The 23,848-nt window shown below is 67.3% G+C and carries 24 protein-coding genes and 4 tRNA genes; 11 read left to right on the plus strand and 17 right to left on the minus strand.

Translation table 11 applies throughout. The annotated features are described in order from the left end of the window. Positions 1-109 precede the first annotated feature (109 nt). From rplA to AB0H61_RS25050, 10 genes are all read right to left on the minus strand, one after another. On the minus strand, positions 110-823 hold the full coding sequence (gene rplA, locus AB0H61_RS25005) for a 50S ribosomal protein L1 (protein ID WP_357308679.1): 714 nt from the start codon (positions 821-823) through the stop codon (positions 110-112). A gap of 78 nt (positions 824-901) precedes the next feature. Next, positions 902-1,336 carry a 50S ribosomal protein L11 gene (gene rplK, locus AB0H61_RS25010; RefSeq protein WP_357308682.1) on the minus strand — a complete coding sequence of 145 codons (435 nt, stop codon included), beginning with the start codon at positions 1,334-1,336 and terminating at the stop codon, positions 902-904. A 182-nt stretch (positions 1,337-1,518) separates the two neighbouring features. Further along, the gene (gene nusG / locus AB0H61_RS25015) at positions 1,519-2,292 is read right to left on the minus strand and encodes a transcription termination/antitermination protein NusG (RefSeq protein ID WP_357308761.1); all 774 of its coding nucleotides are present in this window, start codon (positions 2,290-2,292) and stop codon (positions 1,519-1,521) included. Between the two features lie 151 nt (positions 2,293-2,443). Beyond that, positions 2,444-2,845, minus strand: coding sequence for a preprotein translocase subunit SecE (gene secE, locus AB0H61_RS25020; RefSeq protein ID WP_357308685.1), 402 nt, complete (start codon positions 2,843-2,845; stop codon positions 2,444-2,446). A gap of 31 nt (positions 2,846-2,876) precedes the next feature. Then, positions 2,877-2,949: transfer RNA gene (locus AB0H61_RS25025), tRNA-Trp, on the minus strand. A gap of 236 nt (positions 2,950-3,185) precedes the next feature. Next, positions 3,186-4,253 (minus strand): fused (3R)-hydroxyacyl-ACP dehydratase subunits HadA/HadB, encoded by a 1,068-nt coding sequence (locus AB0H61_RS25030; protein WP_357308764.1) that lies wholly within the window; start codon positions 4,251-4,253, stop codon positions 3,186-3,188. 187 nt (positions 4,254-4,440) lie between these two features. Then, positions 4,441-4,611 carry a 50S ribosomal protein L33 gene (gene rpmG, locus AB0H61_RS25035; protein ID WP_011211653.1) on the minus strand — a complete coding sequence of 57 codons (171 nt, stop codon included), beginning with the start codon at positions 4,609-4,611 and terminating at the stop codon, positions 4,441-4,443. Between the two features lie 43 nt (positions 4,612-4,654). Continuing rightward, positions 4,655-4,730: transfer RNA gene (locus tag AB0H61_RS25040), tRNA-Met, on the minus strand. Positions 4,731-4,817: 87 nt separating this feature from the next. Beyond that, positions 4,818-4,890 (minus strand) — tRNA-Thr (locus AB0H61_RS25045). A gap of 143 nt (positions 4,891-5,033) precedes the next feature. Beyond that, positions 5,034-5,525: a YajQ family cyclic di-GMP-binding protein gene (locus AB0H61_RS25050; protein ID WP_357308688.1), complete on the minus strand. Its 492-nt coding sequence runs from the start codon at positions 5,523-5,525 to the stop codon at positions 5,034-5,036. Positions 5,526-5,697: 172 nt separating this feature from the next. On the opposite strand from AB0H61_RS25050, the gene AB0H61_RS25055 reads away from it, so the two are divergent. Beyond that, positions 5,698-5,780: transfer RNA gene (locus AB0H61_RS25055), tRNA-Tyr, on the plus strand. A gap of 55 nt (positions 5,781-5,835) precedes the next feature. Here AB0H61_RS25055 and AB0H61_RS25060 read toward each other — a convergent pair. Further along, the gene (locus AB0H61_RS25060; RefSeq protein ID WP_357308690.1) at positions 5,836-6,870 is read right to left on the minus strand and encodes a nitroreductase/quinone reductase family protein; all 1,035 of its coding nucleotides are present in this window, start codon (positions 6,868-6,870) and stop codon (positions 5,836-5,838) included. Between the two features lie 124 nt (positions 6,871-6,994). Between AB0H61_RS25060 and AB0H61_RS25065 the strand changes: the two genes are divergently transcribed. Next, on the plus strand, positions 6,995-7,465 hold the full coding sequence (locus AB0H61_RS25065) for a MarR family winged helix-turn-helix transcriptional regulator (RefSeq protein WP_357308693.1): 471 nt from the start codon (positions 6,995-6,997) through the stop codon (positions 7,463-7,465). Here the strand turns inward: AB0H61_RS25065 and htpX are convergent. Both htpX and AB0H61_RS25075 read right to left on the minus strand, forming a co-directional pair. After that, complete coding sequence (gene htpX, locus AB0H61_RS25070) at positions 7,462-8,337, minus strand: zinc metalloprotease HtpX (RefSeq protein WP_357308696.1); 876 nt, start codon at positions 8,335-8,337, stop codon at positions 7,462-7,464. The genes AB0H61_RS25065 and htpX overlap by 4 nt on opposite strands. A 250-nt stretch (positions 8,338-8,587) precedes the next feature. Next, a complete protein-coding gene (locus AB0H61_RS25075) occupies positions 8,588-9,610 on the minus strand; it encodes a polyprenyl synthetase family protein (RefSeq protein ID WP_357308699.1) in 1,023 nt (340 codons plus the stop codon). Positions 9,611-9,817: 207 nt separating this feature from the next. Here AB0H61_RS25075 and AB0H61_RS25080 point away from each other — a divergent pair, with 207 nt between their 5' ends. Then, the gene (locus tag AB0H61_RS25080) at positions 9,818-11,083 is read left to right on the plus strand and encodes a geranylgeranyl reductase family protein (protein WP_357308701.1); all 1,266 of its coding nucleotides are present in this window, start codon (positions 9,818-9,820) and stop codon (positions 11,081-11,083) included. A gap of 177 nt (positions 11,084-11,260) precedes the next feature. Here the strand turns inward: AB0H61_RS25080 and AB0H61_RS25085 are convergent, their stop codons facing one another. Further along, positions 11,261-11,767 carry a DUF2505 domain-containing protein gene (locus tag AB0H61_RS25085; protein ID WP_357308704.1) on the minus strand — a complete coding sequence of 169 codons (507 nt, stop codon included), beginning with the start codon at positions 11,765-11,767 and terminating at the stop codon, positions 11,261-11,263. Positions 11,768-11,807: 40 nt separating this feature from the next. Here AB0H61_RS25085 and AB0H61_RS25090 point away from each other — a divergent pair, with 40 nt between their 5' ends. Beyond that, positions 11,808-12,281, plus strand: a complete 474-nt coding sequence (locus AB0H61_RS25090) for a DUF3592 domain-containing protein (protein ID WP_357308707.1) — start codon at positions 11,808-11,810, stop codon at positions 12,279-12,281. Positions 12,282-12,294: 13 nt separating this feature from the next. Here AB0H61_RS25090 and AB0H61_RS25095 read toward each other — a convergent pair whose 3' ends face one another. Next, positions 12,295-12,660 carry a cupin domain-containing protein gene (locus tag AB0H61_RS25095; protein ID WP_357308710.1) on the minus strand — a complete coding sequence of 122 codons (366 nt, stop codon included), beginning with the start codon at positions 12,658-12,660 and terminating at the stop codon, positions 12,295-12,297. Positions 12,661-12,732: 72 nt separating this feature from the next. Between AB0H61_RS25095 and AB0H61_RS25100 the strand changes: the two genes are divergently transcribed. From AB0H61_RS25100 to AB0H61_RS25115, 4 genes are all read left to right on the plus strand, one after another. Then, positions 12,733-13,194 (plus strand): MarR family transcriptional regulator, encoded by a 462-nt coding sequence (locus tag AB0H61_RS25100; protein ID WP_357308713.1) that lies wholly within the window; start codon positions 12,733-12,735, stop codon positions 13,192-13,194. A 105-nt stretch (positions 13,195-13,299) separates the two neighbouring features. Further along, a complete protein-coding gene (locus tag AB0H61_RS25105) occupies positions 13,300-14,442 on the plus strand; it encodes a glycosyltransferase family 1 protein (RefSeq protein ID WP_357308716.1) in 1,143 nt (380 codons plus the stop codon). Between the two features lie 19 nt (positions 14,443-14,461). Next, the gene (locus AB0H61_RS25110; protein ID WP_357308719.1) at positions 14,462-15,172 is read left to right on the plus strand and encodes a demethylmenaquinone methyltransferase; all 711 of its coding nucleotides are present in this window, start codon (positions 14,462-14,464) and stop codon (positions 15,170-15,172) included. Positions 15,173-15,408: 236 nt separating this feature from the next. After that, positions 15,409-19,647 carry a bifunctional nitrate reductase/sulfite reductase flavoprotein subunit alpha gene (locus AB0H61_RS25115; protein WP_357308722.1) on the plus strand — a complete coding sequence of 1,413 codons (4,239 nt, stop codon included), beginning with the start codon at positions 15,409-15,411 and terminating at the stop codon, positions 19,645-19,647. 19 nt (positions 19,648-19,666) lie between these two features. Here the strand turns inward: AB0H61_RS25115 and AB0H61_RS25120 are convergent, their stop codons facing one another. Further along, positions 19,667-20,701: an aldo/keto reductase gene (locus AB0H61_RS25120; protein ID WP_357308725.1), complete on the minus strand. Its 1,035-nt coding sequence runs from the start codon at positions 20,699-20,701 to the stop codon at positions 19,667-19,669. Between the two features lie 82 nt (positions 20,702-20,783). Between AB0H61_RS25120 and AB0H61_RS25125 the strand changes: the two genes are divergently transcribed. The 3 genes from AB0H61_RS25125 (at position 20,784) to AB0H61_RS25135 (ending at position 22,025) form a co-directional block, all read left to right on the plus strand. Next, positions 20,784-21,410 carry a TetR/AcrR family transcriptional regulator gene (locus tag AB0H61_RS25125; RefSeq protein ID WP_357308728.1) on the plus strand — a complete coding sequence of 209 codons (627 nt, stop codon included), beginning with the start codon at positions 20,784-20,786 and terminating at the stop codon, positions 21,408-21,410. Between the two features lie 35 nt (positions 21,411-21,445). Then, positions 21,446-21,682: a hypothetical protein gene (locus AB0H61_RS25130; RefSeq protein ID WP_357308731.1), complete on the plus strand. Its 237-nt coding sequence runs from the start codon at positions 21,446-21,448 to the stop codon at positions 21,680-21,682. Between the two features lie 118 nt (positions 21,683-21,800). Continuing rightward, complete coding sequence (locus AB0H61_RS25135; RefSeq protein ID WP_357308734.1) at positions 21,801-22,025, plus strand: hypothetical protein; 225 nt, start codon at positions 21,801-21,803, stop codon at positions 22,023-22,025. Between the two features lie 30 nt (positions 22,026-22,055). Here the strand turns inward: AB0H61_RS25135 and menD are convergent, their stop codons facing one another. Next, positions 22,056-23,702 carry a 2-succinyl-5-enolpyruvyl-6-hydroxy-3-cyclohexene-1-carboxylic-acid synthase gene (gene menD / locus AB0H61_RS25140; protein WP_357308737.1) on the minus strand — a complete coding sequence of 549 codons (1,647 nt, stop codon included), beginning with the start codon at positions 23,700-23,702 and terminating at the stop codon, positions 22,056-22,058. Positions 23,703-23,848 lie beyond the last annotated feature (146 nt).

The following is a 23,848-nucleotide window of genomic DNA, read 5'->3' on the forward strand; positions in this document are numbered from 1 at the left end:
CACTTACTTCCCGGGTCCAAGCGCGGCATACCGGCGCGATACTCCTGGAAAGCGCCGAGGGCGGGAACGCTGATCGCGTTCCCGCCCTCGGCGGTGGTGTTGGTGCTACTTACGCGTCCTCGTCGAGGAGGTTGCGGGTGCGGTTCGGGTCCACCGGGATGCCCGGTCCGGTGTTCGTCGAGACCGTCACCTTCTTGACGTAGCGGCCCTTGGCGGTCGACGGCTTGACACGCAGGATCTCGTCCAGCGCGGCGCCGTAGTTCTCCACCAGCTTGGCGTCGTCGAAGGACGCCTTGCCGATGACGAAGTGCAGGTTGGCCTGCTTGTCGACGCGGAAGTTGATCTTGCCGCCCTTGATGTCGTTGACGGCCTTGGTCACATCGTTGGTGACCGTGCCCGTCTTCGGGTTCGGCATCAGACCACGCGGGCCGAGGACACGCGCGATGCGGCCGACCTTGGCCATCTGGTCCGGGGTGGCGATCGCGGCGTCGAAGTCCAGCCAGCCGCCCTGGATCCGCTCGATCAGGTCCTCGGCGCCGACGGCGTCCGCACCGGCGGCCTCGGCCTCGGCGGCCTTCTCGCCGGCCGCGAACACGATGACGCGGGCGGTCTTACCGGTGCCGTGCGGCAGGTTGACGGTGCCACGGACCATCTGGTCGGCCTTGCGGGGATCCACACCGAGACGAACGGCGACCTCGACGGTCGCGTCGGTCTTGGTGGTGGCGGTCTCCTTCGCCAGGCGCGCGGCGGCCAGCGGGGAGTACAGCTGAGTCTTGTCGACCTTCTCGGCCGCGGCGAGATACGCCTTGCTTCGTTTTGCCATGATTCTCTGTCCTTGTTCGTGGTTCAGAAGTGGTTACCGGGTCTGGCCGACCCTCCCACTCGGGGTGCGAGCTCCAGCTCAGCCTTCGACGGTGATACCCATCGACCGCGCGGTGCCCGCGATGATCTTGGCCGCCTGCTCGAGGTCGTTGGCGTTCAGATCTTCCTGCTTGGTCTTGGCGATCTCACGGACCTGGTCCATGGTGACCTTCGCGACCTTGAGGCGGTGCGGCTCAGCCGAACCCTTCTGCACACCGGCAGCCTTGAGCAGCAGCCGAGCGGCGGGCGGGGTCTTCAGCTTGAAGTCGAAGGACCGGTCCTCGTACACCGAGATCTCGACCGGAATGACGTTGCCACGCTGCGACTCGGTCGCGGCGTTGTACGCCTTGCAGAACTCCATGATGTTGACGCCGTGCTGACCGAGCGCGGGGCCGACCGGAGGGGCCGGGTTCGCCGCGCCGGCCTGGATCTGCAGCTTGATGATCCCGGCGAGCTTCTTCTTCTTGGGGGGCATCTTTCTTCCTTGGTTTCGGTTCCTTACGGTTGCCGTAAGCCTGTTGCGGGCTCGGCCCGCGTCCGGGCTCGGCCCGGCACTCGCGAACGAATCCGGTTGCCAGGATCCGCGCACGAACCCATACACCTTACCGGGTGCCGTGCCCTAGCCATTCCTGTGGGGCCGACCTGCGGCCCCGCCGATCAGATCTTCGCGACCTGGGTGAACGCCAGCTCGACCGGGGTCTCGCGACCGAAGATCGAGACGAGCACCTTGAGCTTCTGCTGCTCGGCGTTGACCTCGGAGATGCTGGCGGGCAGCGTCGCGAACGGACCGTCCATCACGGTCACCGACTCGCCGACCTCGAAGTCGACCTCGATAACCGGCTTCGGCGCCACATCGGCGGAGGTGGAGGTCTCGGCGGCGGCCGCGGCGACGGGCTTCTTCTGCTGCTGCGCGGCGGGGACCAGGAACTTCACCACATCGTCGATGGACAGCGGCGACGGGCGCGAGGTGGCGCCGACGAAACCGGTGACACCCGGGGTGTTGCGCACCGCGCCCCACGACTCGTCGTTGAGCTCCATCCGAACGAGGATGTAGCCCGGCAGCACCTTGCGATTGACGTGCTTGCGCTGGCCGTTCTTGATCTCGGTGACCTCTTCGGTCGGCACCTCGACCTGGAAGATGTATTCCTCGAGGTCCAGGTTCTGCACGCGAGTCTCGAGATTGGCCTTCACCTTGTTCTCGTAACCGGCGTACGAATGAATCACGTACCAGTCACCGGGGGCGCGACGCAGCGCGGCCTTCATCTCGGCGACGGGATCAGCGGGCTCGGCATCGACCGGAGCGGCCTCGACAGCGGGCTCGGCGTCAGCGGGCTCGGATTCGTCGACAGCAGACTCCTCGACGGTCTCCACGGCATCCACCGCGTCGTCGACCGGGAACTCGTCGTTTGTGTCGTTCTCCGGGGTGCTCACTGGGGCACTCGCTTCCTGTGTCGTCACGTACATCCTCTGCGTGCCGGGCCGGGCGCGGCGGAATCGCTCCGCCCGTCCGCCCCGGGATCGGCTGACCGTTCGAGCGACCTGCGATCAGTCACCCGCGGCCGGCGTCCGCGTTCGCGGGTGCTCAGCCGAACAGCCAGTTGACACCTTTGATGAACGCCAGATCCAACCCGCTGATGAACGCGACCATGAAGATCACGAACACCAGAACAACGCTCGTATAGGTGACCATCTGCTTCCGGTTGGGCCAGATCACCTTGCGCAGTTCCGCGATAACCTCTCGCAGGAACTTGATCAGGCGCTTGATCGGATTACCCGATCCTTCGCGCTTGGCCTTACCGGCAGTTTTGTCCGCCTTCTTCTGCGACGGCCGGTCGATCGTGGCAAGTGAGCCCGTATCGGCCGGAGCTGAGCCAGCGCGAGTCCGACGCGCGGACCGCTTGCCGCTCGGCCGAGCGACCGCGGCGGTGTCATCGCCATCATCGGCCGCATGCGCGCCGTGGCGAGTATCCCGCTCGTTGCTCACGTCGATCCTCTCTCGTCGCTGGCATTCAGGGCAGGGGCGACAGGACTTGAACCTGCAACCTGCGGTTTTGGAGACCGCTGCTCTGCCAATTGAGCTACGCCCCTTCGGTCGGACCGATGAAGTCCCGTCCAACCACTGTTCCCATATTCAGTTGTACCCGGCGCCACACAACACGCGCGCCGCTCCGGCGGTTGCCGGCCCCGTGGACGGTCCTTTGGAGAATATCCTCCGGACCGCCTGGAACCAGCCCCATAGAGCAGCGCGCAGCGGCTGGTGACCCCAGAATCCTGAGTGTACGTTACCGGCGGCCGTGTTAGCCAATCAGGGTCGGTCGACCAGGTCAGGCCAGCTGAACCGTGGCCGTCGCGCGCCCGAAGATCTTCTTGCCCGCCGACTTCGCCACGATGGCGACGACCGCGGTCCGCGTCTCCGGATCCATCGACTTGACCTTGCCCGTGTACTCCACCTCGGCGGCCTCGTCGGAGCCGACGTAGACCGGACTCGTGAAACGGACGTTGTACTCCTTGACCGCGCCGGGATCGCCCAGCCAGGAGGTGACGAAGCCGCCGCCGAGACCCATGGTGAGCATGCCGTGCGCGACCACGTTGTCCAGGCCGACGAGCTTGACCACCTCGTCGCTCCAGTGGATCGGGTTCGCGTCACCGGAGACGCCCGCGTAATTGACCAGATCGCCGCGCGTCAGCCGGACGGTACGGGGCGGCAGCTCGTCGCCCACCGAGACATCCTCGAAGTCGATCGCATGCTTACTCGGCGCGATATCGGGGATGACGGTCACCGGAACCGGCGGCTGGGCGAGCGGCTGGGTGCGCGGGTGGTGGACCGGCGCCTCCTCGCCGATGCCGTGCATCAGCACGTTGCGAACCGCGTCGGTGAGATTGGGATCAATATCACCTCCGCTACGGCCGATGAGCGTGGTGTAGGTGGTGAGCACCAGCTCGTCGTCCTGCGCGGTGACGATGTTCTTGGTGACAATGATGTCGCCGCCGAAGGCCTGCCGGAACGAGTGCAGGTAGACGTCACAGGTCAGTTGGTCGCCGACCCGGATCGGCCGGTGGAACTCCAGGATCTGGTCGGTCTGCATGATCTGGCTCAGGTCGTAACCCGTGACGATCTGCTCGAACAGCTTGCGCTGAGCCAGAATGCCGACCAGGGAGATGAAGGTGAGCGGGGCGAGCAGGCCGTCGTAGCCGTACTCCTGCGCGACGTCCTCATCCCAGTGCACCGGGTGGTAGTCCTGCACGGCGCGCGCGTATTCGCGGACCTTCTCGCGCCCGACTTCGTAGTAGTCGTCGACGCGGTAGTGGTGACCGACCATGGCGGCCGCGTGTGCGGCGGGATCGAGATCTTCCACGCTCGCCTGGACCGCTTCGTCTGTACCGGTGTTGATTGTCACGGGAGGACTGTACCTATCTGACCCCGCAGCCCGGAGTCGGCGGAGCATGCACCACCGCAGTCGGACCCTGAAACGCGCTCAGGGCCGGACATATATGTCCGGCCCTTCGCATTCACGGTCCGAGATAACCGGGTTCCGAACCCGGCGCCCACTCACGCGGCAGCGGCACGCGTTGGAGGGACTAGCGGGATTCGCGGTGCGCCCGGTGGGTGCCACAGTTCGGGCAGAACTTCTTCAGCTCCAGCCGATCCGGGTCGTTGCGCCGGTTCTTCTTGGTGATGTAGTTGCGATGCTTGCACTGCTCGCAGGCCAAGGTGATCTTTGGCCGGACATCGGTGGACTTCGCGGCCACGACATTCCTTCTTTCGGTCAACCAGATGGTCTGATCGGTTCTCTGGTAGCGATGGCCGGACTTGAACCGGCGACACAACGATTATGAGTCGTTTGCTCTACCGACTGAGCTACACCGCCACGGTCGCATTGCCTAGATGACGCGTCCGACCCCAACGATACTGGGAACGTAGCGATGCCGAGTCGGTCACCACCGGCAATCCGGCGAGCCCCCTAACGGAATCGAACCGTTGACCTTTTCCTTACCATGGAAACGCTCTGCCGACTGAGCTAAGGGGGCATGACTACTTCCGCACCGGGTCCAGCTGCTCGACTCCGGCGCGGCGAAGTCTTGAACGAGGTTACACACTTACCGGTCGCACTTCCAAACCGTGTGGTCAGAAGGGTTTTTGCGGCCACCACCGCGTGGCCGCAAAAACCGGACTACCGGTAGTTGACGAACTGCAGCGCGATACCGAAGTCCTCACCCTTCAGCAACGCGATCACGGCCTGCAGATCGTCGCGCTTCTTGCTGCTCACCCGGAGCTCGTCGCCCTGGATCTGCGCCTTCACACCCTTGGGGCCCTCGTCGCGGATCTTCTTGGAGATCTTCTTCGCGTGCTCGGAGTCGATGCCCTGCACCAGCGTGCCGGTGATTTTGAAGGTCTTACCCGAGGCCTGCGGCTCACCCGCGTCGAACGCCTTGAGTGAGATGTCGCGCCGGATCAGCTTCTCCTTGAAGACCTCCAGCGCCGCCTTGACCCGTTCCTCCGCCTCGGCGGTCAGCACGATCTTGTCCTCGCCGGACCACTCGATGGCCGCACCCGTGCCGCGGAAGTCGTAGCGGGTGGTCAGCTCCTTCTCCGCCTGATGCAGGGCGTTGTCGACCTCCTGCCGGTCGACCTTGCTGACGACATCGAAAGACGAATCGGCCACACTGCGCTCCTGTTCCTGACGGTCCTACCGGCTACTCCAACCGGGGCGTCCCGGTCACCGTTAGTTCTACCCGGAAGCGCGGCAGTAGTCCCATCACATGGCCGTTGGCCAGCCGGTTTGCATTGCGGGGGCAGGTTCGTTGTAAGCTGCTCTGCGCGCCGAGAAGCGCGACGGCAGGTTGCCCGAGCGGCCAATGGGAGCAGACTGTAAATCTGTCGGTGAAAGCCTACGTAGGTTCGAATCCTACACCTGCCACCGAAAGCCCCCGCCGATCATCATGATCGGCGGGGGTTTCTCGTTGCCGGAGCCGTTACCGGCCGCGTGGCGGGAGCGCCGAGGTATCCATCGAGTTCACCGCGTCGATGATGGTGTCTTCCTCATAGGCGAAGTGTCTTTCCAAATCGCTTGCGAGCCTGTCGAATTCGTTTCGGACATGATTCGGATCCGCCGTGTCGGCACGATCCAGCGCCGCCTGCATATCGGCGATCACCCTGGCCACCTCACCGTGCTCGCGCTGGAGCCGCTCCAGGACCGGACCCAGCTCCGGGAATTGCCGGGCGAGGATCGGGAAGACGCGGTCCTCGGAGGTGTGATGCTCGTGGAGCGCATCGCAGAAACCCATGCAGTGGGTGCGCAGGTCGCGCGGCAGGCTCGGCAATGCCATTGCCGCCGGATCGCCGATGTACGCGGTCAATTCCTGGCGGACCGCGGCGAGATCACGGGTCAATTGGGCGTGCACCTGTCGCAGATGATCACCGATCGCCGTGGTCCGTGCCGCGGCGCTCGCCGGAGCCCCGGGCGGGGTCGCGCCACCGGTGCCGAACCCCCGGGCGGCCAGCATGCCCGCGGCCCCGGCCAGCACCAGTCCGCCGACCAGTACGCCGCGGCGTCCCGCCCTCGAATTCGCGGACCGCCGCAGGGCGACCACGGGGATGACCCGCGACGTTCCCGCCTGGTAGGCCGCGAAGGCCGGATCGTGCGCGGCCTGTTCGGCATAGCGCTCATCGCGTTCGGCACCCTCGAGTGCGACGGCCGTCGCCCGATAGGTCTCGATACCGTCCGATGCGGCGATTTCCACCGTCACCTCGGGGTTCTCTCGCACATTGTGGAACCACGCGGGGTGCCGGTCGGCGCCACCGTTGGAGCCGAAGATCAGCAGCCGGTCGCCGTCCTCGCGATACACCACCGGCGTCGTGTGGGTACGCCCGCTCTTCGCGCCGACGGTGGTCAGCAGGACGAGCGGGGCGCCTTCGAACATCCCGCCGACCTTGCCCGCGTGCGCGCGGAATTCCTCGATGATCGCCGCATTGAACTCGTGTGCGGCCTGCTGTTGCGAGTCGGTCATGCCCGGTCCTTCCGGGTCGCCGACACAGACCGGCGACCGCTGGTATTAGCCTTGCCAGAGAGATTAGATTTTGCTTTGCAAGCAAAATGACTTTGTGTCCAAAGGTTATTGGGAGGTGCCGGAGGTGTCAACGGCTGCGCGTGAGCCTGCGGGCATGGCGGTGGACGAGGGCATCCGCCACCTGCTGCTCCTCATGCCGAGGGTGGTGGGACGGGCCAAGAAGATGCGGGTTCCCGAAGAGCTGCAATCGTTTTCGCTCGCACCGCGACATCTGTCGCTGCTGGCGAATCTGGTCTTCGAGGGGCCGATGACGGTCAACGACCTGGCCGCGCGCCTGGAGGTGGCGCCGACCACGGTCAGCCTGATGGTGGGCGATCTGAGCCGACAGGGTGTGCTGGAACGCCGCTCGGACGAGGTCGACCGGCGCCGGACCATCGTCGGCATCGCCGCGGCGCACGAGAAGTCGGTCAACGCCTGGCTCGGCAGCAGCGCGCGGGCCTGGCGAAAGGTCCTCGCGCCGCTGACACCCGAGCAGCGGCGGCTTTTCGTCGACACCTTCCGCGCTTACGAGGACCAGCTGGCCGCCGAGGACTAGTAGGTGCGGGGACCGCCCGCCATCTCCTCGAGACGCTGGATGCGCTCGGCCATCGGCGGGTGCGTGGAGAACCAGCGAGCGGCCCGCTCACCCGCGCGGAACGGGTTGGCGATCATCAGGTGCGATTGGGCGGTCAGCTGCGGCTCCGGGGGCAATGGGGCGGCCTGCACACCGCGCTCCAGCTTGCGCAAGGCGGAGGCGAGAGCCAGTGGATCGCCGGTCAACTCCGCGCCGGACTGGTCCGCCTGGTACTCGCGGGAACGGGAGACGGCGAGCTTGATCAGGGTGGCGGCGATCGGGCCGAGCAGCGAGATCAGGAAGACGCCGAGGATATTCGGACCCTCGCCATTGCCACGGCCACCGAACATCGAGGCGAAGAAGGCCAGGTTGGCCAGGCCGGAGATGACCGCCGCCAAGGCGCCCGCGACGGAGGAGATCAGGATGTCGCGGTTGTAGACATGCGAGAGCTCGTGCCCGAGCACCGCGCGCAGCTCCCGCTCATCCAGGATCTGGAGAATGCCGCTGGTACAACAGACCGCGGCGTGGCGCGGGTTGCGGCCGGTGGCGAAGGCATTGGGGGCATTGGTGGGGCTGATGTACAGACGTGGCATGGGCTGGCGCGCGGTGGTGGCGAGCTCGCGCACGATTCGGTAGATGACCGGCGCCTCCAACTCGCTGACCGGTTGCGCGTGCATGGCTTTCAATGCGAGCTTGTCGCTGTTGAAATACGCGTACGCGTTCATGCCGACGGCCAGCAGGATGGCGATGACCAGGATCGTCGGACTACGGAACATGGCGCCGACGAAAACGATCAACGCCGACATCCCCGCCATCAACCCGAATGTCTTCATCCCATTCGCATACCCGTGCATGTCCGCCTCTCCGCGTATCCAGGCCAGACTCGAGTGCCGCGAGACTGGCGTCGGCGCCCTGCGGTACCGGCTCGAATCAGCTGGCCCGTACCCGGCGAGTTACCCATGTGCTCACGAGATCAATTGTCGCGTCGAGCCCGGATCGTGCGCCAACTCCGATGTCACGCCGATCGCATCACACCAGGTCAACGATGACGAGCGAGTAAAGGTTCCGCATCCGGACGCGGCGCCCGCCGCGGGACGGCCGACGCTATCCGACCCGTTCGATGGTGTAGCGGACCAACCGCTCGAGCGCGTCATTGGCCGGGCCCGCGGGAAGGGCGGAGAGTTCGGCATGCGCGATATCGGCGTACCCCTGCAACTTCTCCTTGGCCAGCACCATGCCGCGGGAACGGGCGAGCAGCTCCAGCGCCTCCTCGACCTCGGCGTCGGTCTGCAACGGGTGGTCCAGCAGCTTGCGCAGCCGGTCGCCCTCGGCGCCCTCGTCACGCAGCGCGTACAGCACCGGCAGGGTGTGCACACCCTCGCGCAGGTCGGTGCCGGGAGTCTTGCCCGACTGTTCGGAGGCCGAGGAGATGTCGATGATGTCGTCGGAGATCTGGAACGCGGTGCCGACCGCGTCACCGAGCCGGGCCAGCCGCTCGATATGCGCGGCGTCGGCGCCGGAGAAGGTGCCGCCGAATCGGCCGGAGGCGGCGATCAGCGAACCGGTCTTCTCCCACACCACACGCAGGTAGTGCTCGACCGGATCCTGAGATTCGCGGGCCCCCATGGTCTCTCGCATCTGGCCGGTGACCAGTTCGGCGAAAGTCTCGGCGATGATGCGCACCGCGTCCGGGCCGAGGGTGGAGGTGAGGCGCGAGGCGTGCGCGAACAGATAGTCGCCCGCCAGGATGGCGATGTTGTTGCCCCAGCGCGAATTCACGCTCGGGGCGCCGCGCCGCATCGAGGCCTCGTCCATCACATCGTCGTGGTACAGCGTCGCCAGATGCACCAGCTCGACCACGGTGCCCGCGGTAATCAGTGCGGGATCGGTGGGATTGGGGCCGAGCTGACCGGTGAGAATGGTGAACAGCGGACGGAAACGCTTGCCGCCGGCCTTGGCCAGATGCAGGGCCGCTTCCTGCAGGAAATCCTCGCCGTCGGAGAGCTCATCGATCAGGAGCTTCTCGACCTGTTCCAGGCCGTTGCGCACGGTCGCCGCAAGCTCGGCATCACCGAGATCGACCCCGGCCACCACCGTGCTCTGCTCTGTCACAGCCGATGTGCTCATCTCTTCTCCCAGTGATGCGTCCGACCCCACGGTGAAGAACCTAGCGTGTCCGCGCCGCGCGGCCCATGAACACCGTCACTATGCGGTGTATCAGACACATTTCCATATAACCACGTGGGCGGATCGATCGCCCGTGCCCTCGGCCGTTCGGCACGGTGCCGGATCCGCCGTCGACACCGACGAGATTGCCCTGCAAGTATTGAGCGCATGGGTTCACCGGATGTCACTCCCGCGGACGGGGACGCGCTGCCCACCCGGGCCGAAGTGCTGGTGGTCGGCGCGGGTCCGGCCGGTTCGGCGGCCGCCGCATGGGCCGCGCGGGCGGGCCGCGACGTACTGCTCCTCGATTCCGCGGTCTTTCCGCGGGATAAGACCTGCGGCGACGGGCTGACCCCAAGGGCGACCAAGGAACTCGAACTCCTCGGCCTCGGCGATTGGGTGCGCACGCATACCGTCAATCACGGCCTGCGCATGACCGGTTTCGGTCGCGAAGCCCTGCTGCCCTGGCCCTCCGGCTCGTTTCCCACCTACGGAAGTGCCGTTCCCCGAACCGAACTCGACGACAAGCTGCGCGAGACCGCGGTGAAGTCCGGCGCCAGGATGCTGGACGGAACGAGGGTGGTGGATATCACCAGGGACGGGGATCTGGTCACCGGTGTAACGGTCAAGACAGCCGAGAGCACCCGGACCATCGAGTGCGCGATTCTGGTGGTCGCCGACGGCGTCCGCTCGCCGATCGGCAAACTGCTCGGCCGCACCTGGCACCGGCAGTACGCCTACGGTACGGCGGCGCGCGCCTACATCAAGTCGGGGCGCGATGACGACCAGTGGATCACCTCGCACCTGGAACTGCGCGACGCCGACGGCGCGTTGGTGCCGGGCTACGGCTGGGTCTTCCCGCTCGGCAACGGCGAGGTGAATATCGGCGTCGGCTCGCTCGCCACCGCCGCCCGCCCCTCCCATATCGCGCTGAAACCGCTACTGCAGCACTACACTTCGCAACGCTTCGATGAATGGCAGTTCGAGGGCGAACTGCGCGCCGTCGCCTCGGCGCTGCTGCCGATGGGCGGTGCGGTCTCGAATGTCGCGGGCCGCAACTGGGTGCTGATCGGCGATGCCGCGGGGTGCGTGAACCCACTCAACGGCGAGGGCATCGACTACGGCCTCGAGGGCGGGCATATGCTCGCCGACCTGCTCGACGAACCCGACCTCACCCGGATCTGGCCGGAACTGCTGCGGGCCCGCTACGGGCGCACCTTCTCCGCGGCCCGCCGGATCGCGGGCCTGGCCACCCACCCGCGCATGGTGCCGCTGGGCGGTCCGCCGGTGATGCGCTCGAAATACTTGCAGCGCACCGCCGTTCGGGTGATGGGCAATCTGGTCACCGACGAGGATCTCGATATCACAGCCCGGGCCTGGCGGGCCGCGGGCCGCGCCTCCCTGCGCTTCGACGAATTGCCGCCGTTCAGCTGAGGCGCCTCCCGCGATGGACGGACACCAGCCCCGAGGCCTACCCGCGCTCTACCTGCTACCGCATCTGCGCAGGGCGCGGGATCTGGCGGATCGCAACTATGCCGATCCATTGAATCTGGATGAATTGGCCCGCCTCCCGCGCAGTTCGGGATCGGGCCCGGACTCGGCGGGCTCGGGTCAGGCGTCGGCCTGGCCGGCCACCCATTCCTCGATGAATTTGCGCTCGCTATTGAGCACCCGATGGAACAGTTGCTCGGCTAGCGGTTCGATGGCGCCGCCGACCAGCGGAACCTTGACCTGTACGGTGCCGACCACCTCGATCTCGGAACCCTCCGCGGTCGAACGCATCTCATAGGCGCCCGACATCTCGGTCGTGACGCCGGTGGTGGCGCCCTCGAAAATTCCCTTCGCGATCTCGCCGTCCAATGCCTGCCAGTTATCGGTGCGCGAGAGTACGAGTTCGCTCTTGAGGACCTTGCCGACAATGGTGGGAATCTTGTCGGCGCTGGCTTTTTCGGTCATGTGGATGCGAACTGTTCCGGGACCGCCGGGGTGCGAGAGATCGAGAGTCGCGGTCTTCGCCTCGGCGAACCTGGCTTGCCAGACGTCGTCGCCGGTGAGTGCCCGGTGAAGATCTTCGACCGGGACGGCGTAAGGCACGGTGAAGCTGAATTTTCGGGACATGGGCGCACACGGTAGTCGAGTCGATCGGTAGCCTGTTGCGGTGTCGGAAACCAGCCAGTCCGTAAGGCGGACCGTCCGCCTGCGGCGGGTCAAGATCGGCGTCATCACCGCGGCGACGGTGGTCAGCGTGCTCATGGCATTGCTGGTGCTCGCGGCATGGCGCAATGACTATCTGATCAGTTCCGACAAGGGTGTGACCACCGCCGAGGTGCTGTCCGCGGGACGGCTGCGCTCGGCGGTCATCTACGTCACCCCGGACGGCGAGACCCACAATCCCAAGGTCGGCGTGCTGTATCCGACCAATCTCACCGCCGGTGAGCGCATCAATGTGGAGTACAACCGGGAGGACCCCGATCTGGTGCGGGTGGCGGGCCGCGACGTGCGGGTCGCGATTCTGCCCGCGCTGTCGGTGATCGTGGTGGCCTGGCTGCTCGCGCTGCCCACGCTGTGGATTCTGGTCCGGGTGGGCAGGAAGCAGCCCGGACCGGTGCACGCGCGTCCCCTGGTTTCCTGACCCGCGCCGTCTCCTACTGGGCCCACGGCGGGCTGAGCTTGCTGCCGTCGGCCAGGGTCGCCTCGAAACCGGCCGCGATCGCGATATGGGCGACCGCGGGCTCCGCGTCCGGGTTGGCCACCGTGATCGGGCTGCCCGCGGGCACGACGAGCGCGTCACCGGCCTCCAGCAATTCGCCGCTGACCTCGAGCCTGCCCGCGATGACCATGAAGATCTCGTCGCGGTCCAGGATGTGCGGCGCGTCGCTCGCCCGGTTCGGCGCCACGGTCAGCCGCCAGGTGCAGACCTGCGATGAACCGCGACTCGGCGAGGCGATCGCACTGAATTCGACGCCGGGAAGCTCGAAGCGAGGGGCCTCGGCGGACTTGATGACCAGCATTTCACTCCTGAATGGATGAGCCGATAAATAGTCAAGTCAGCTTGAACAAGCCGACTTGACTACTATGGCAGCATGACGCCCTCTTCGCAACACCTGGATCTCGGCATCCTGCTCGGCCTGGCCTACCAGCAGTTCGCGCATGAGCTGCGAGAGTCCTTGACACAGCAGGGTTTCGCCGAGGGTGGCCGGTCCGACGGCTATGTGCTTCGCTCGCTGGACGCCCGGCCGATGAATATCAGCGAACTGGCCGAACGACTCGAGATCAGCAAGCAGGGCGCCGCCCAGATCGTGGACGATATGCAGCGGCGCGAGCTGGTCGAACGGCGCCCCGACCCGGCGGATGGCCGCGCCAAACTGCTGTATCTCACCCCGCTCGGCGCCCGGACGCTCGCCGCGGCCCGCGACTTCCACCACCGGTACGAGCGGCGTCTCATCCAGGAGCACGGCGCGCAGGCGCTGACCGGGCTGCGTGCGCTGCTCGGCGCCGTCGCCACCGAGGAACTGCTGGTAGACCCCCGATTTCGGCCCATCTAGCCGCTCGATCGGGACCGGGGCCGCGCGCCAATAGTTCGCCGGACGTTTTCGCGACGGTCATGTCGGCGTGGCGGCTCGGCGCGTTGCGGCCGTCACCCTGAGGTAGTGCGCGTAGCCATCGTTTCGGAATCGTTCTTGCCGAATATGAACGGCGTCGTCAACTCCGTACTCGAGGTGCTGGACCATTTGGACCAGCACGGCCACGAGGCGCTGGTGATCGCGCCCGATACTCCGCGCGGACTGCCCGCCGCCCCGCGTCACTACGGCCGGTTCCCGGTACACCGGGTACCGGCGGTAATGGTTCCGAAGGTCAGCTCGCTGCCGGTGGGGCTGCCACAGCCGGGCATAACCGCCGCCATCGGCGATTTCGATGCCGATGTGGTGCATCTGGCCTCGCCGTTCCTACTCGGCGCTGGCGGTCTCGGGGCGGCCGTGCGGCTGGACCTGCCGACGGTGGCCGTCTACCAGACCGATGTCGCCGGATTCGCCAAAAGCTATGGACTCGGGCTCGCCAGCCGGGCCGCCTGGCGCTGGACCCGTCGCATCCACGAGGGCGCGACCCGCACCCTGGCGCCGTCCCGTGCGGCCGCCGAGGATCTGGTCCGGCACGGCATTCCCCGGGTGCACCGCTGGGGGCGTGGCGTCGATATCGCCAGATTCACGCCGTCGGCGCGGCGCGCACAGTTGCGGGCCGGCTGGCTCGACGGATCGGATCGGTTGCTGGTCGGCTTCGTGGGGCGATTGGCACCGGAGAAGCGTGTGGAGCGACTCGCCGTGCTGGCGCACGATCCGGCCATCCAGTTGGTGATCGTCGGCGACGGACCGGATCGGGCCGAGCTGGCCCGGCTGATGCCGACGGCCGCATTCACCGGTGAGCTCGGCGGCGACGAGCTGGCGCAGGCTTACGCAAGCCTCGATGTGATGGTGCACGCGGGCGAACACGAGACGTTCTGCCAGGGCGTACAGGAGGCGCTGTCCTCCGGCATCCCGGTGATCGGCCCCGACGCGGGCGGCCCGCGCGATCTGATCGCGCACTGCCGCAACGGCTACCTGCTTCCGGTCGACCGCTTCACCGAACTGCTACCGAGTGCGGTTGCCGCCCTACGTGATCCGGATATCCGGGCCCGGTTCGCCGCCGCCGCTCGCAAGTCGGTGCTGCACCGCACCTGGCCCGCCGTGTGCACCGAGCTGATGGGGCATTACGCCGAGGTCACCGGCATGCGGCTCCAGTTGCCGCACACCGCTTGACCCCGGCTACTGTCGGTGTGTGGCGAATACAGAGCAGCGGGGATCTTTTCGAGCCTCACTCGATAAGCAGCCGCACGAGGTCGCGTCGATGTTCGACGGGGTCGCGAAGCGGTACGACATCACCAATACCGTGATCTCCGCGGGCCAGGACAGGTACTGGCGGTGGGCGGTCCGCAAGGCGCTCGCGCCGCGACCGGGCGAGCGGGTGCTCGACCTGGCGGCGGGTACCGGCATCTCCACACTCGATCTGGCCAAGTCCGGCGCATGGTGTCTGGCCGCCGACTTCTCCAAGGGCATGCTCACCGCGGGGAAGTTCCGCAATGTGCCGATGGTCGCGGCCGACGCGACCGCGCTGCCGTTCGCCGATGATTCCTTCGATGCCGTGACCATCTCCTACGGGCTGCGTAATATCTCCGACAGCGAGCAGGCGCTGCGCGAAATGCTGCGGGTCACCAAGCCCGGCGGCCGGCTGGTGGTGTGTGAATTCTCCACACCCGTGGTGCCGGTCTTCAAGACCCTGTACATGGAGTACCTGATGAAGGCGCTGCCGAAGGTCGCGCGCGCGGTCAGCAGCAACCCGGACGCCTACGTCTACCTGGCCGAATCCGTCCGCGCCTGGCCGAACCAGCGGCAGCTGGCCATGCGGATCGCCGGCGCGGGCTGGTCCTCGGTGAAGTGGCGGAATCTGACCGGCGGGATCGTGGCACTACACCGGGGCTACAAGCTATGAACCGGGTGCGGTGACATCACTCACGCACCCGCGTGACAACGGGACGGTTTCGGTTCATCCCGCGCTCCCCCACCGGAGGATCTGACATTTACCCAGGTCACAGCACTTCCGGCGGGGAAGTACCGGCATCACGGACGCTCATCTCACCGCCGCGAAAATCAGCCGTGAGGAAAATTGTCATCTAGCGATAACGCTGGGTAAATGGGATGCAATGGCCGGTCGCCATGATCGGTGACATGTCGGATGCAGCCACAGCTCGCGCAGCGAACACCGCCAACACGGCGTGTTCGTACTGCGGCGTCGGCTGCGGAATCACCGTGGAGACCACGCCCGGCACCGATGGCAAGCCGGTGATCGCCAAGGTCAGCGGCGACAAACTGCATCCGGCGAATGCGGGAAGGCTCTGCACCAAGGGCGCCACCCACCTCGAGCTGATGCGGACGCCGGGGCGGATGGAGACCGCGTACCGCCGACCCGAGCGCGGGCAGGCCCCGGTACCGGTGGCGGTCGACGCCGCGGTGACCGAGGCGGCCGACCGACTGCGCGCGATTCTGGACGAACACGGTCCGGACGCCATCGCACTCTACGTCTCCGGGCAGATGTCCCTCGAAGCGCAGTACCTGGCCACCAAACTGGCCAAGGGCTACCTGCGGACCGTCCATATCGAGGCGAACTCGCGGTTGTGCATGGCCAGCGCGGGCACCGGGTACAAGCAGTCACTCGGCGCGGACGGGCCGCCCGGCTCCTACGACGACTTCGAACACGCCGACCTGTTCTTCGTAATCGGCGCGAATATGGCCGACTGCCATCCGATCCTCTACCTGCGCATGGCCGACCGGCTCAAGGCGGGCGCGAAGCTCATCGTGGTCGACCCGCGCCGCACCGACACCACCGTGCGCGCCGACCTGTTCCTCCAGCTGCGCCCCGGCACCGATCTGGCGCTGTTGAACGGGCTGCTGCATCTGCTGGTCGAAGCCGGCGCGATCGATAAGGAATTCATCGCCGAGCACACCGAGGGCTGGGCGGCCATGCCCGAATTCCTCGCCGAATACACCCCGGCACGGGTCGCCGATATCACCGGGCTGTCCGAGTCCGATATCCGTACGGCCGCGCGGATGATCGGCGAGGCGGGCGAATGGATGTCGCTGTGGACGATGGGCCTCAACCAGTCCACACACGGCACCTGGAATACCAACGCGCTGTGCAATCTGCACCTGGCCACCGGCGCCATCTGCCGGCCCGGCAGCGGACCGTTCTCGCTCACCGGTCAGCCCAATGCCATGGGCGGGCGCGAAATGGGTTATATGGGACCGGGTTTGCCGGGCCAACGCAGCCTGCTCGCCGCCGGCGACCGCACGTTCGTCGAGACCCAGTGGGATCTGGAGCCGGGCACGCTGCGCACCGAAGCCGGGCCGGGCACCATCGAGATGTTCCGCGCGATGGCGGACAGCCGGATCAAGGCGGCCTGGATCATCTGCACCAATCCCGTTGCGTCGGTGTCCAATCGCAAGACGGTGATCGCGGGCCTGGAGGCGGCCGAGCTGGTGATCGCGCAGGACGCCTACACCGAGACGGCCACCAACTCCTACGCCGACCTGCTGCTGCCCGCCACGCTGTGGGCCGAAGCCGATGCGGTGATGGTGAATTCGGAGCGCACCGTCACATTGGCGCAGCGCTCGGTCGATCCGGTCGGCGACGCCAGGCCGGACTGGCTGCTCATCGCGCAGGTGGCCACGGCCATGGGTTTCCCCGGATTCGACTTCACCTCGAGCGCCGAGGTTTTCGCCGAGATCCAGCGATTCGCCAACCCCGCGACCGGCTACGACCTGCGCGGTATGAGCTATGACGAACTGCGCGAGGGCCCGATGCAGTGGCCGTGCGCGGAGCCGGGCACGCGACGCAACCCGATCCGGTATCTGAACGACGGTGTCAGCCAGGACCTTTTCGTGGACGAGCTCGGGCACCGGCCCCGGCTGGCATTCGCCACGCCCAGCCGCCGAGCGGTCTTCTGGCCCCGCCCGCATATGGCTCCCGAGGAGATGCCCGACGACGACTACCCGTTCGTGCTCAACACCGGCCGGTTGCAACACCAGTGGCACACCATGACCAAGACCGGGAAGATCGGCAAGCTGAACAAACTGAACGGCAAACCCTTCCTGGAGGTACATCCGGCCGATGCCGAACGGCTCGGCGTGCGCGAGGGCGATCAGCTCGAAATCGCCTCGCGGCGTGGGCGAGCGGTACTACCGGTGCAGATCTCCGACCGGGTCCGGCCCGGGGACTGTTTCGCGCCGTTCCACTGGAACGACGAGCAGGGCGAGTACCTGACCATCAATGCCGTCACCAATGACGCGGTGGACGCCGCCTCACTACAGCCCGAGTTCAAGGCGTGCGCGGTGTCGTTGCGGCGGGTGGCGCCGGTACCGACGCCAACCCTCGACCCTCCCGTGGCGACGCCGCACGCTCTCCCGGCCGCGGGCACGGCCGAATCGCATCCACTGGCGCTCATCCTCGGCCTGGATACCGGTATGGCGCCGACACTCAGCGATATCGAGCAGATCTACCTCAGCGGATATCTCGCCGCGCTGCAATCGCTTCCGGTGACCGGTCAGCCGGTACTGCCGGAATCCGCGCCGCTGTCCGCGCGCAGCCGGATGTGGATCGACGGAATGCTCGCGGGCATGTACTCCCGGGGTGTCGCCACGGCTACCACGGAGGCCGCGGCGGAAATGCCCGCGGCCCAACCGGTCACGGTGCTGTGGGCATCACAGACGGGCACTGCCGAGGAGTTCGCCGCGACGGCGGCCGAGCGGCTCGCCGAATCCGGCTTCGCGCCACGGCTGCTCGATATGGACTCCTGCGAGCTCGATGCGCTCACCGGCGATGTGCTGCTGATCAGCAGCACCTTCGGCGACGGCGGCCCGCCGGATAACGGCGCCGATTTCTGGGACCGGCTCGATGACAGCGCGATCCGGTTCACCGGCCTGCGGTACGCGGTGTTCGCGCTCGGCGACTCCTCCTATGACGACTTCTGCGGACACGGCCGCAAACTGGACGCGAAGCTGGCCGAACGCGGCGCGACCAGGCTGCTGCCGCGCGTCGATAGCGAACCGGACTACCAGGAATCGGCGGACCGCTGGCTGGACGAGATTCTGATCGCGCTCGGTGGCGGGGACGGGGACGAGCCCGGCCGCCCCGATGTGGAGTCCGCGAGCCCGCCGCCGCAACCGGGTTCCACCGACATCCACCGCGCCACCGCGCCATCGACCGGACCCGGCGGCGCCACCATGGTGCTGACCCGCCCCTCGGCGCCCGCGCTCGGCCGCACCCAGCGCAACGAACCGGCTCCTTTCACCCGCAATGCTCCGGTGGCCGCGCCGCTAACGCGCAACGAGGCGCTCTCGCGCGCCGGCTCGCCGAAAGAGGTGCGGCAGTTCGGCTTCGACCTGCGCGGGCTCGACGCCTCCTACGAAGTGGGCGATTCCCTGGGCATATGGCCCGCCAACTGCGAGTCACTTGTCGCCGAATGGCTCACCGCGACCGGCCTGGACGGGCGCCGGATCATCGATGTCGACGATCGGGAACTGCCGCTGGCGGAGGCGCTGCGCACCCGCTACGACATCACCAAGGTCAGCCACGACCTGCTGACCTTCGTGGCCGAACGCAATCCGAACCAGCAGCTCGCGAAATTGCTGCGCCGGGACAATCGCAACGAGCTCGACAACTACCTGTGGGACCGCCAGGCCGTGGACGTCCTGCGTGACTTCCCCGTCCGGGCCGATCTGGTGGAGTGGCTCGGCACCCTGAAGAAGCTTCAGCCACGCCAGTATTCGATTTCGTCCAGCCCGCTGGTCAGCCCGGACGAGGTGCAGTTGACGGTGGGCGTGGTGCGCTACGGCGATCCGGCCGCGACCGGTTCGGCCGCCCGGCGCGGTGGTGTGTGCTCCACCTTCCTCGCCGACCGGGCCGACGCCGGGGTACCCATATTCCTCCAGCGGACCCCGCATTTCCGGCCGCCGCTCGACCCGAACGCCCCGATGATCATGGTCGGCCCCGGCACCGGTATCGCCCCGTTCCGCGGGTTCCTCCAGGAGCGCCGCGCGCTCGGCGCCCCCGGCCGCAACTGGCTGTTCTTCGGCGATCAGCATGCGGCACAGAATTTCTACTACCGCTCCGAACTCGAGGATATGTTCCGCTCCGGCTTCCTCACCCGGCTCGACCTGGCGTTCTCGCGGGACCAGCGGGAGCGGATCTACGTGCAGCACCGCATGATCGAGCACGGCGCCGAGCTGTGGGCGTGGCTGTGCGAGGGCGCCCACTTCTACGTCTGCGGTGACGCCACCCGCATGGCCAAGGATGTGGACGAGACCCTGCTGCGCATCGCCCAGATCCACGGCAAACTCGACGAGGCGGGCGCGCTCGCCTTCAAGAAGCAGCTCGTCGCCGACAAGCGTTACGTGCGCGACGTGTACTGAGTGGCCGGGGTCGGCGACCTCACACCGCGGGCGGGTTGAGGCGGGTGAAGTCGGGCAGACGGTAGTACGGGTAGTAGGGATAGGGCGGGGTGGTTTCACCGGCCTTGTCCAGGCGGGCGATCTGGGTGGGGTCGAGTTCCCAGCCGATGGCGCCGAGGTTCTGGCGGAGCTGGTCCTCGTTTCGCGCGCCGACGATGACGGTCGCGACGGTTGGGCGGCGCAGCAGCCAGTTGAGCGCGATCTGAGGCACGGTTCTGCCGGTCTCGGCGGCGATTTCGTCGAGAACGTCGACGATGTCGTAGAGGAGTTCGTCATCGACGGGCGGCCCCGCTTCCGCGGTCTTGTGCAGGCGGCTGCCTTCCGGGAGTGGTTGGCCGCGACGGATTTTGCCGGTGAGTCTGCCCCAGCCGAGTGGACTCCAGACGACCGCGCCGACGCCCTGATCCTGGGCCAGGGGCATCAGTTCCCATTCGTAATCGCGGCCGACCAGCGAGTAGTAGACCTGGTGCGCGACATAGCGAGTCAGGCCGTTGCGGTCGGCCGCGGCAAGGGATTTCATCAACTGCCAGCCCGCGAAGTTGGAGGCGCCCAGGTAGCGGATCTTGCCCGCGCGCACCAGATCGTCGAGTGCGGCGAGGGTTTCCTCGACGGGGGTGTGCGCGTCGAAGGCGTGCAGCTGGAACAGGTCGATGTGGTCGACGCCGAGACGGCGCAGCGATCCCTCGACCGCGCCGATCAGCCGGGCTCGGCCGGATCCCGCGTCATACGGGCCGGGGCCCGTCGGCAGGCTCGCCTTGGTGGACAGCAGCAGTTGGTCGCGCCTGCCTTTGATGGCGGCGCCGAGCACCTCCTCCGAGGCGCCATCGGAATAGACATCGGCCGTATCGAACATGGTCACGCCCGCCTCGAGGCTGATGTCGACCATGCGCCGCGCCTGTTCGGCGTCGGTGTCGCCCCACGCGCTGAACAGGGCTCCCCGCCCGCCGAAGGTGCCCGCGCCGAAGCTCAGGGCCGGGACGAGCAGACCTGATGCGCCGAGCCGCCGGTACTCCATAATGACTCCTAAAGGGTCTATAGTTCCGTTAACGTGCCGAACACTACACCCTTCGAGCATCAAATGGAACTGGAGTCCCGTTATGAAGTCGGAAGAGTCCGCGCCCGGATCTATTCGCCCGGGTGGGCGCACCGCCCGCGTCCGCGAGGCGGTCCTGCGCGTCGCGGGCGATCTGCTCGCGGAACGCGGATTCGCGGAACTGGATCTCGCGGAGGTCGCGGCCAGGGCCGAGGTCGGCAAGACCACCGTCTACCGGCGCTGGGGCACCGCGACGGGACTCGTCACCGACCTCCTGGTCGATATGGCCGAGCAATCACTACCGCGCGCCGACACCGGCTCCCTGTCCGGAGATCTCACCGCGAATGCCCGGCTGGTCGCCCGAACCCTCACCGATCCGCGACAGGGGCGGCTCTTCCGGGCGGTGATCGCGGCCGCCACGTGCGACGAGGCGGCGGCCGCCGCCTTGCGCCGCTTCTACGACATCCGGCTCACCGAATGGTCGACCTGCGTCGAGGCCGCCATCGCCCGCGGCGAGGCCCCACCCGGCACCGACGCACGCGCGGTCCTCTCCGCGGTCTCCGCCCCGCTGTACTACCGACTGCTCGCCAGCGGCGACCCGATCGACGAGACCGCCGCCGACACCGCGGCGCGGGCCGCGCTCGACGCCGTCGCCGCGGGAACATTCATCGCCCCCGCGACCAAGTCGTAACGGCGAAATGTGCTGGAAAAGAGGAGAATTGGTAGATGAAGGGCGATCGAGTGGAGATCGTCGTCGATTTCGGCGACGGGTCCCGCAGTTATGAAGTAGCCGCCACGCGAGCGGGTCGGCGGGTCGATGTACGGATCGCGCGCGGCGTGGTGGAGGTCAGCGAGGTGACCAGAACCGGGACCCCGGTGCGCACCGCACGGTTCATGGCGAACCGCACGCTGGCGCTGGTCGAGCATCCGGCGAACGGAGGCAGGGCGATCGACGGCGAGTAGGCGGGTCCACGAGGCGGTTGCCGGATGGCCCGGAGCAGAGCATCCTCGAAGCTGCCGGACTGTTGTCCGCCTCGGCCCCGGGTACCCGGGCTGAGAGCTACGCGGAGAGGAGCGCACGTTGATCGATCGCGACACATCCCGCACCACCGGCGAGGTTCCGGAGGCGGACCTGGTCGAACAGTCCGTACCGGTTTCCCCGGATGATCAAGCGGCGGACGAGAGCATCGAGCAGGCGGTCGCGGCCGCCGTCGATCGGGACGCGTGGAATGCGAACGAAGCGGACCTGGTCGAGCAGTCGATCCCGGTGCCGATGGACGACGAGGACCGCGACCCGGGCGAATAGACCGGCCGTGGAATACCGCGGGCGCAACCCTCATGGGGCAATCTTGGCGCGCACCGTAGCGTGTAGCTCACGCAGACTGGAGCGCTCGGTGGCCACCTCGAGTACCCGCACACCGTGCGCGGGGGCGGTCAATTCGACCGCCAGCTGATCCGGGTCGACCTGCCGGTGCGGAATGCGGTACGCGGCGCAGAGCGCGGCCAGGTCCATGCCGTGCGGAGTACCGAAAACCCGCTCGAAGACGCCCGCATACTGCGGGTCACCCTGTTCGAGCAGTTCGAAGATGCCGCCACCGTCGTCATTGGCGACCACAATGGTCAGATCCTCCGGGCGCGGTTCACCGGGGCCGATCAGCAGGCCGGAGGCGTCGTGTAGGAAGGTCAGGTCACCCATCAACGCGATGGTGCGGCCCCGATGGGCCAGGGCGGCGCCGACCGAGGCCGAGACGGTGCCGTCGATGCCCGCGACCCCCCGGTTGGAGAGGATCTTGACGCCGGGACGCGGATGCGAGACCAGCGCCGCGTCGCGCACCGGGTTGGAGGCGCCGAGCAGTAGCTGATCACCCTCACGCAGCGCATCCATCACCACGGCCGCGACATGCAGCCCGGTCGGCTTCGGATGTTTGGCCAATTCGGCCCGCACCACCTGATTCGCCTTGGCGTCGAGCTCACGGCAATGCGCAAGCCACTGCGCATTCGGCGCGCCCGAGGTCACCGCGCGGGTTCCGGTGCCCACCACATTGCCGGATACATCGGGCCAGCGCGGACCGGTGGTGAGGGCGAATACCGTGACGGCCGGATCCGCGAGCACCCGGGAGACCTGGCGGTGCAGGGTCGGGCGGCCGGTGATGATGGCCTGACGTGGACGCAGCAGCGCCAGCGCCAGCGGGTGCAGCGCCGGTCCGTGCATGGGCGCGGTAGGTTCCGCGACGGTCGGCAACTCGGCCAGTTCGGGACGCAGCCCGGCGCCGTGACCGGAGATCACCACGGTATCCGGGGTCAGGTCGATATCGAGGGGCACATCCAGGGTCGCGTACTGCGTCGAAGTCCAGGCCAGATCGCCGTCCCGACCGGGGGGCGCGAGCTCGCCCGGGGCCAGATCGGGCACCAGCGGTTCGCGCAATGGAATGTCGAAGTGCACCGGGCCCGCATTGCCCGAGCGGGTGCCACGCGCGGCGGCCAGCACCCGGCACACGGCCGAGCGCCAGACACTGTTCTGCTGGCCGTAGGGCCCGCCGCCGTTGCCGCCGTCGGCGTCGATCTCCGCCAGCCCGAGGCTGATGGTGGCGCGCACCTGGCTACCGAAGAGTCCCAGCTGCTCGACGGTCTGGTTGGCGCCGGTGCCCAGCATGTCGTAGGGCCGGTTCGCGCTCAGCACGATCAGCGGCACCCGAGCGTAGTTCGCCTCCAGCACAGCCGGGCCGAGGTTGGCCACCGCGGTCCCGGAGGTCATCACGACCGGCACCGGGCAGCGGCTCGCCACGGCGAGCCCGATGGCGAGGAAACCCGCGCTGCGCTCGTCGATGCGCATATGCAGCCGCAGCCGTCCAGCCGAATCGGCGGCTTCCAGCGCGAAGGCCAGCGGCGCGTTCCGGGAGCCGGGACACAACACGACATCCCGCACGCCTCCGCGCACAAGTTCGTCGACGACCACCTGCGCCTGTGCTGTTGACGGGTTCACGCTTCCAGCCTCTCAGACAGTGGGCCGGGCGTCTGCGTCACCCTGCTCACAGTGTTGTTGGCCGCGCGGGCGCGGCGGGTTCGCGGCCCTGGATGTCTCGCTGCCGAGCGGCCGAGACTTGCGACTGCGTCGCGTGCGCTTCGGCC

It is taken from the genome of Nocardia sp. NPDC050710 (genome assembly GCF_040654375.1).
Lineage (GTDB): Bacteria > Actinomycetota > Actinomycetes > Mycobacteriales > Mycobacteriaceae > Nocardia.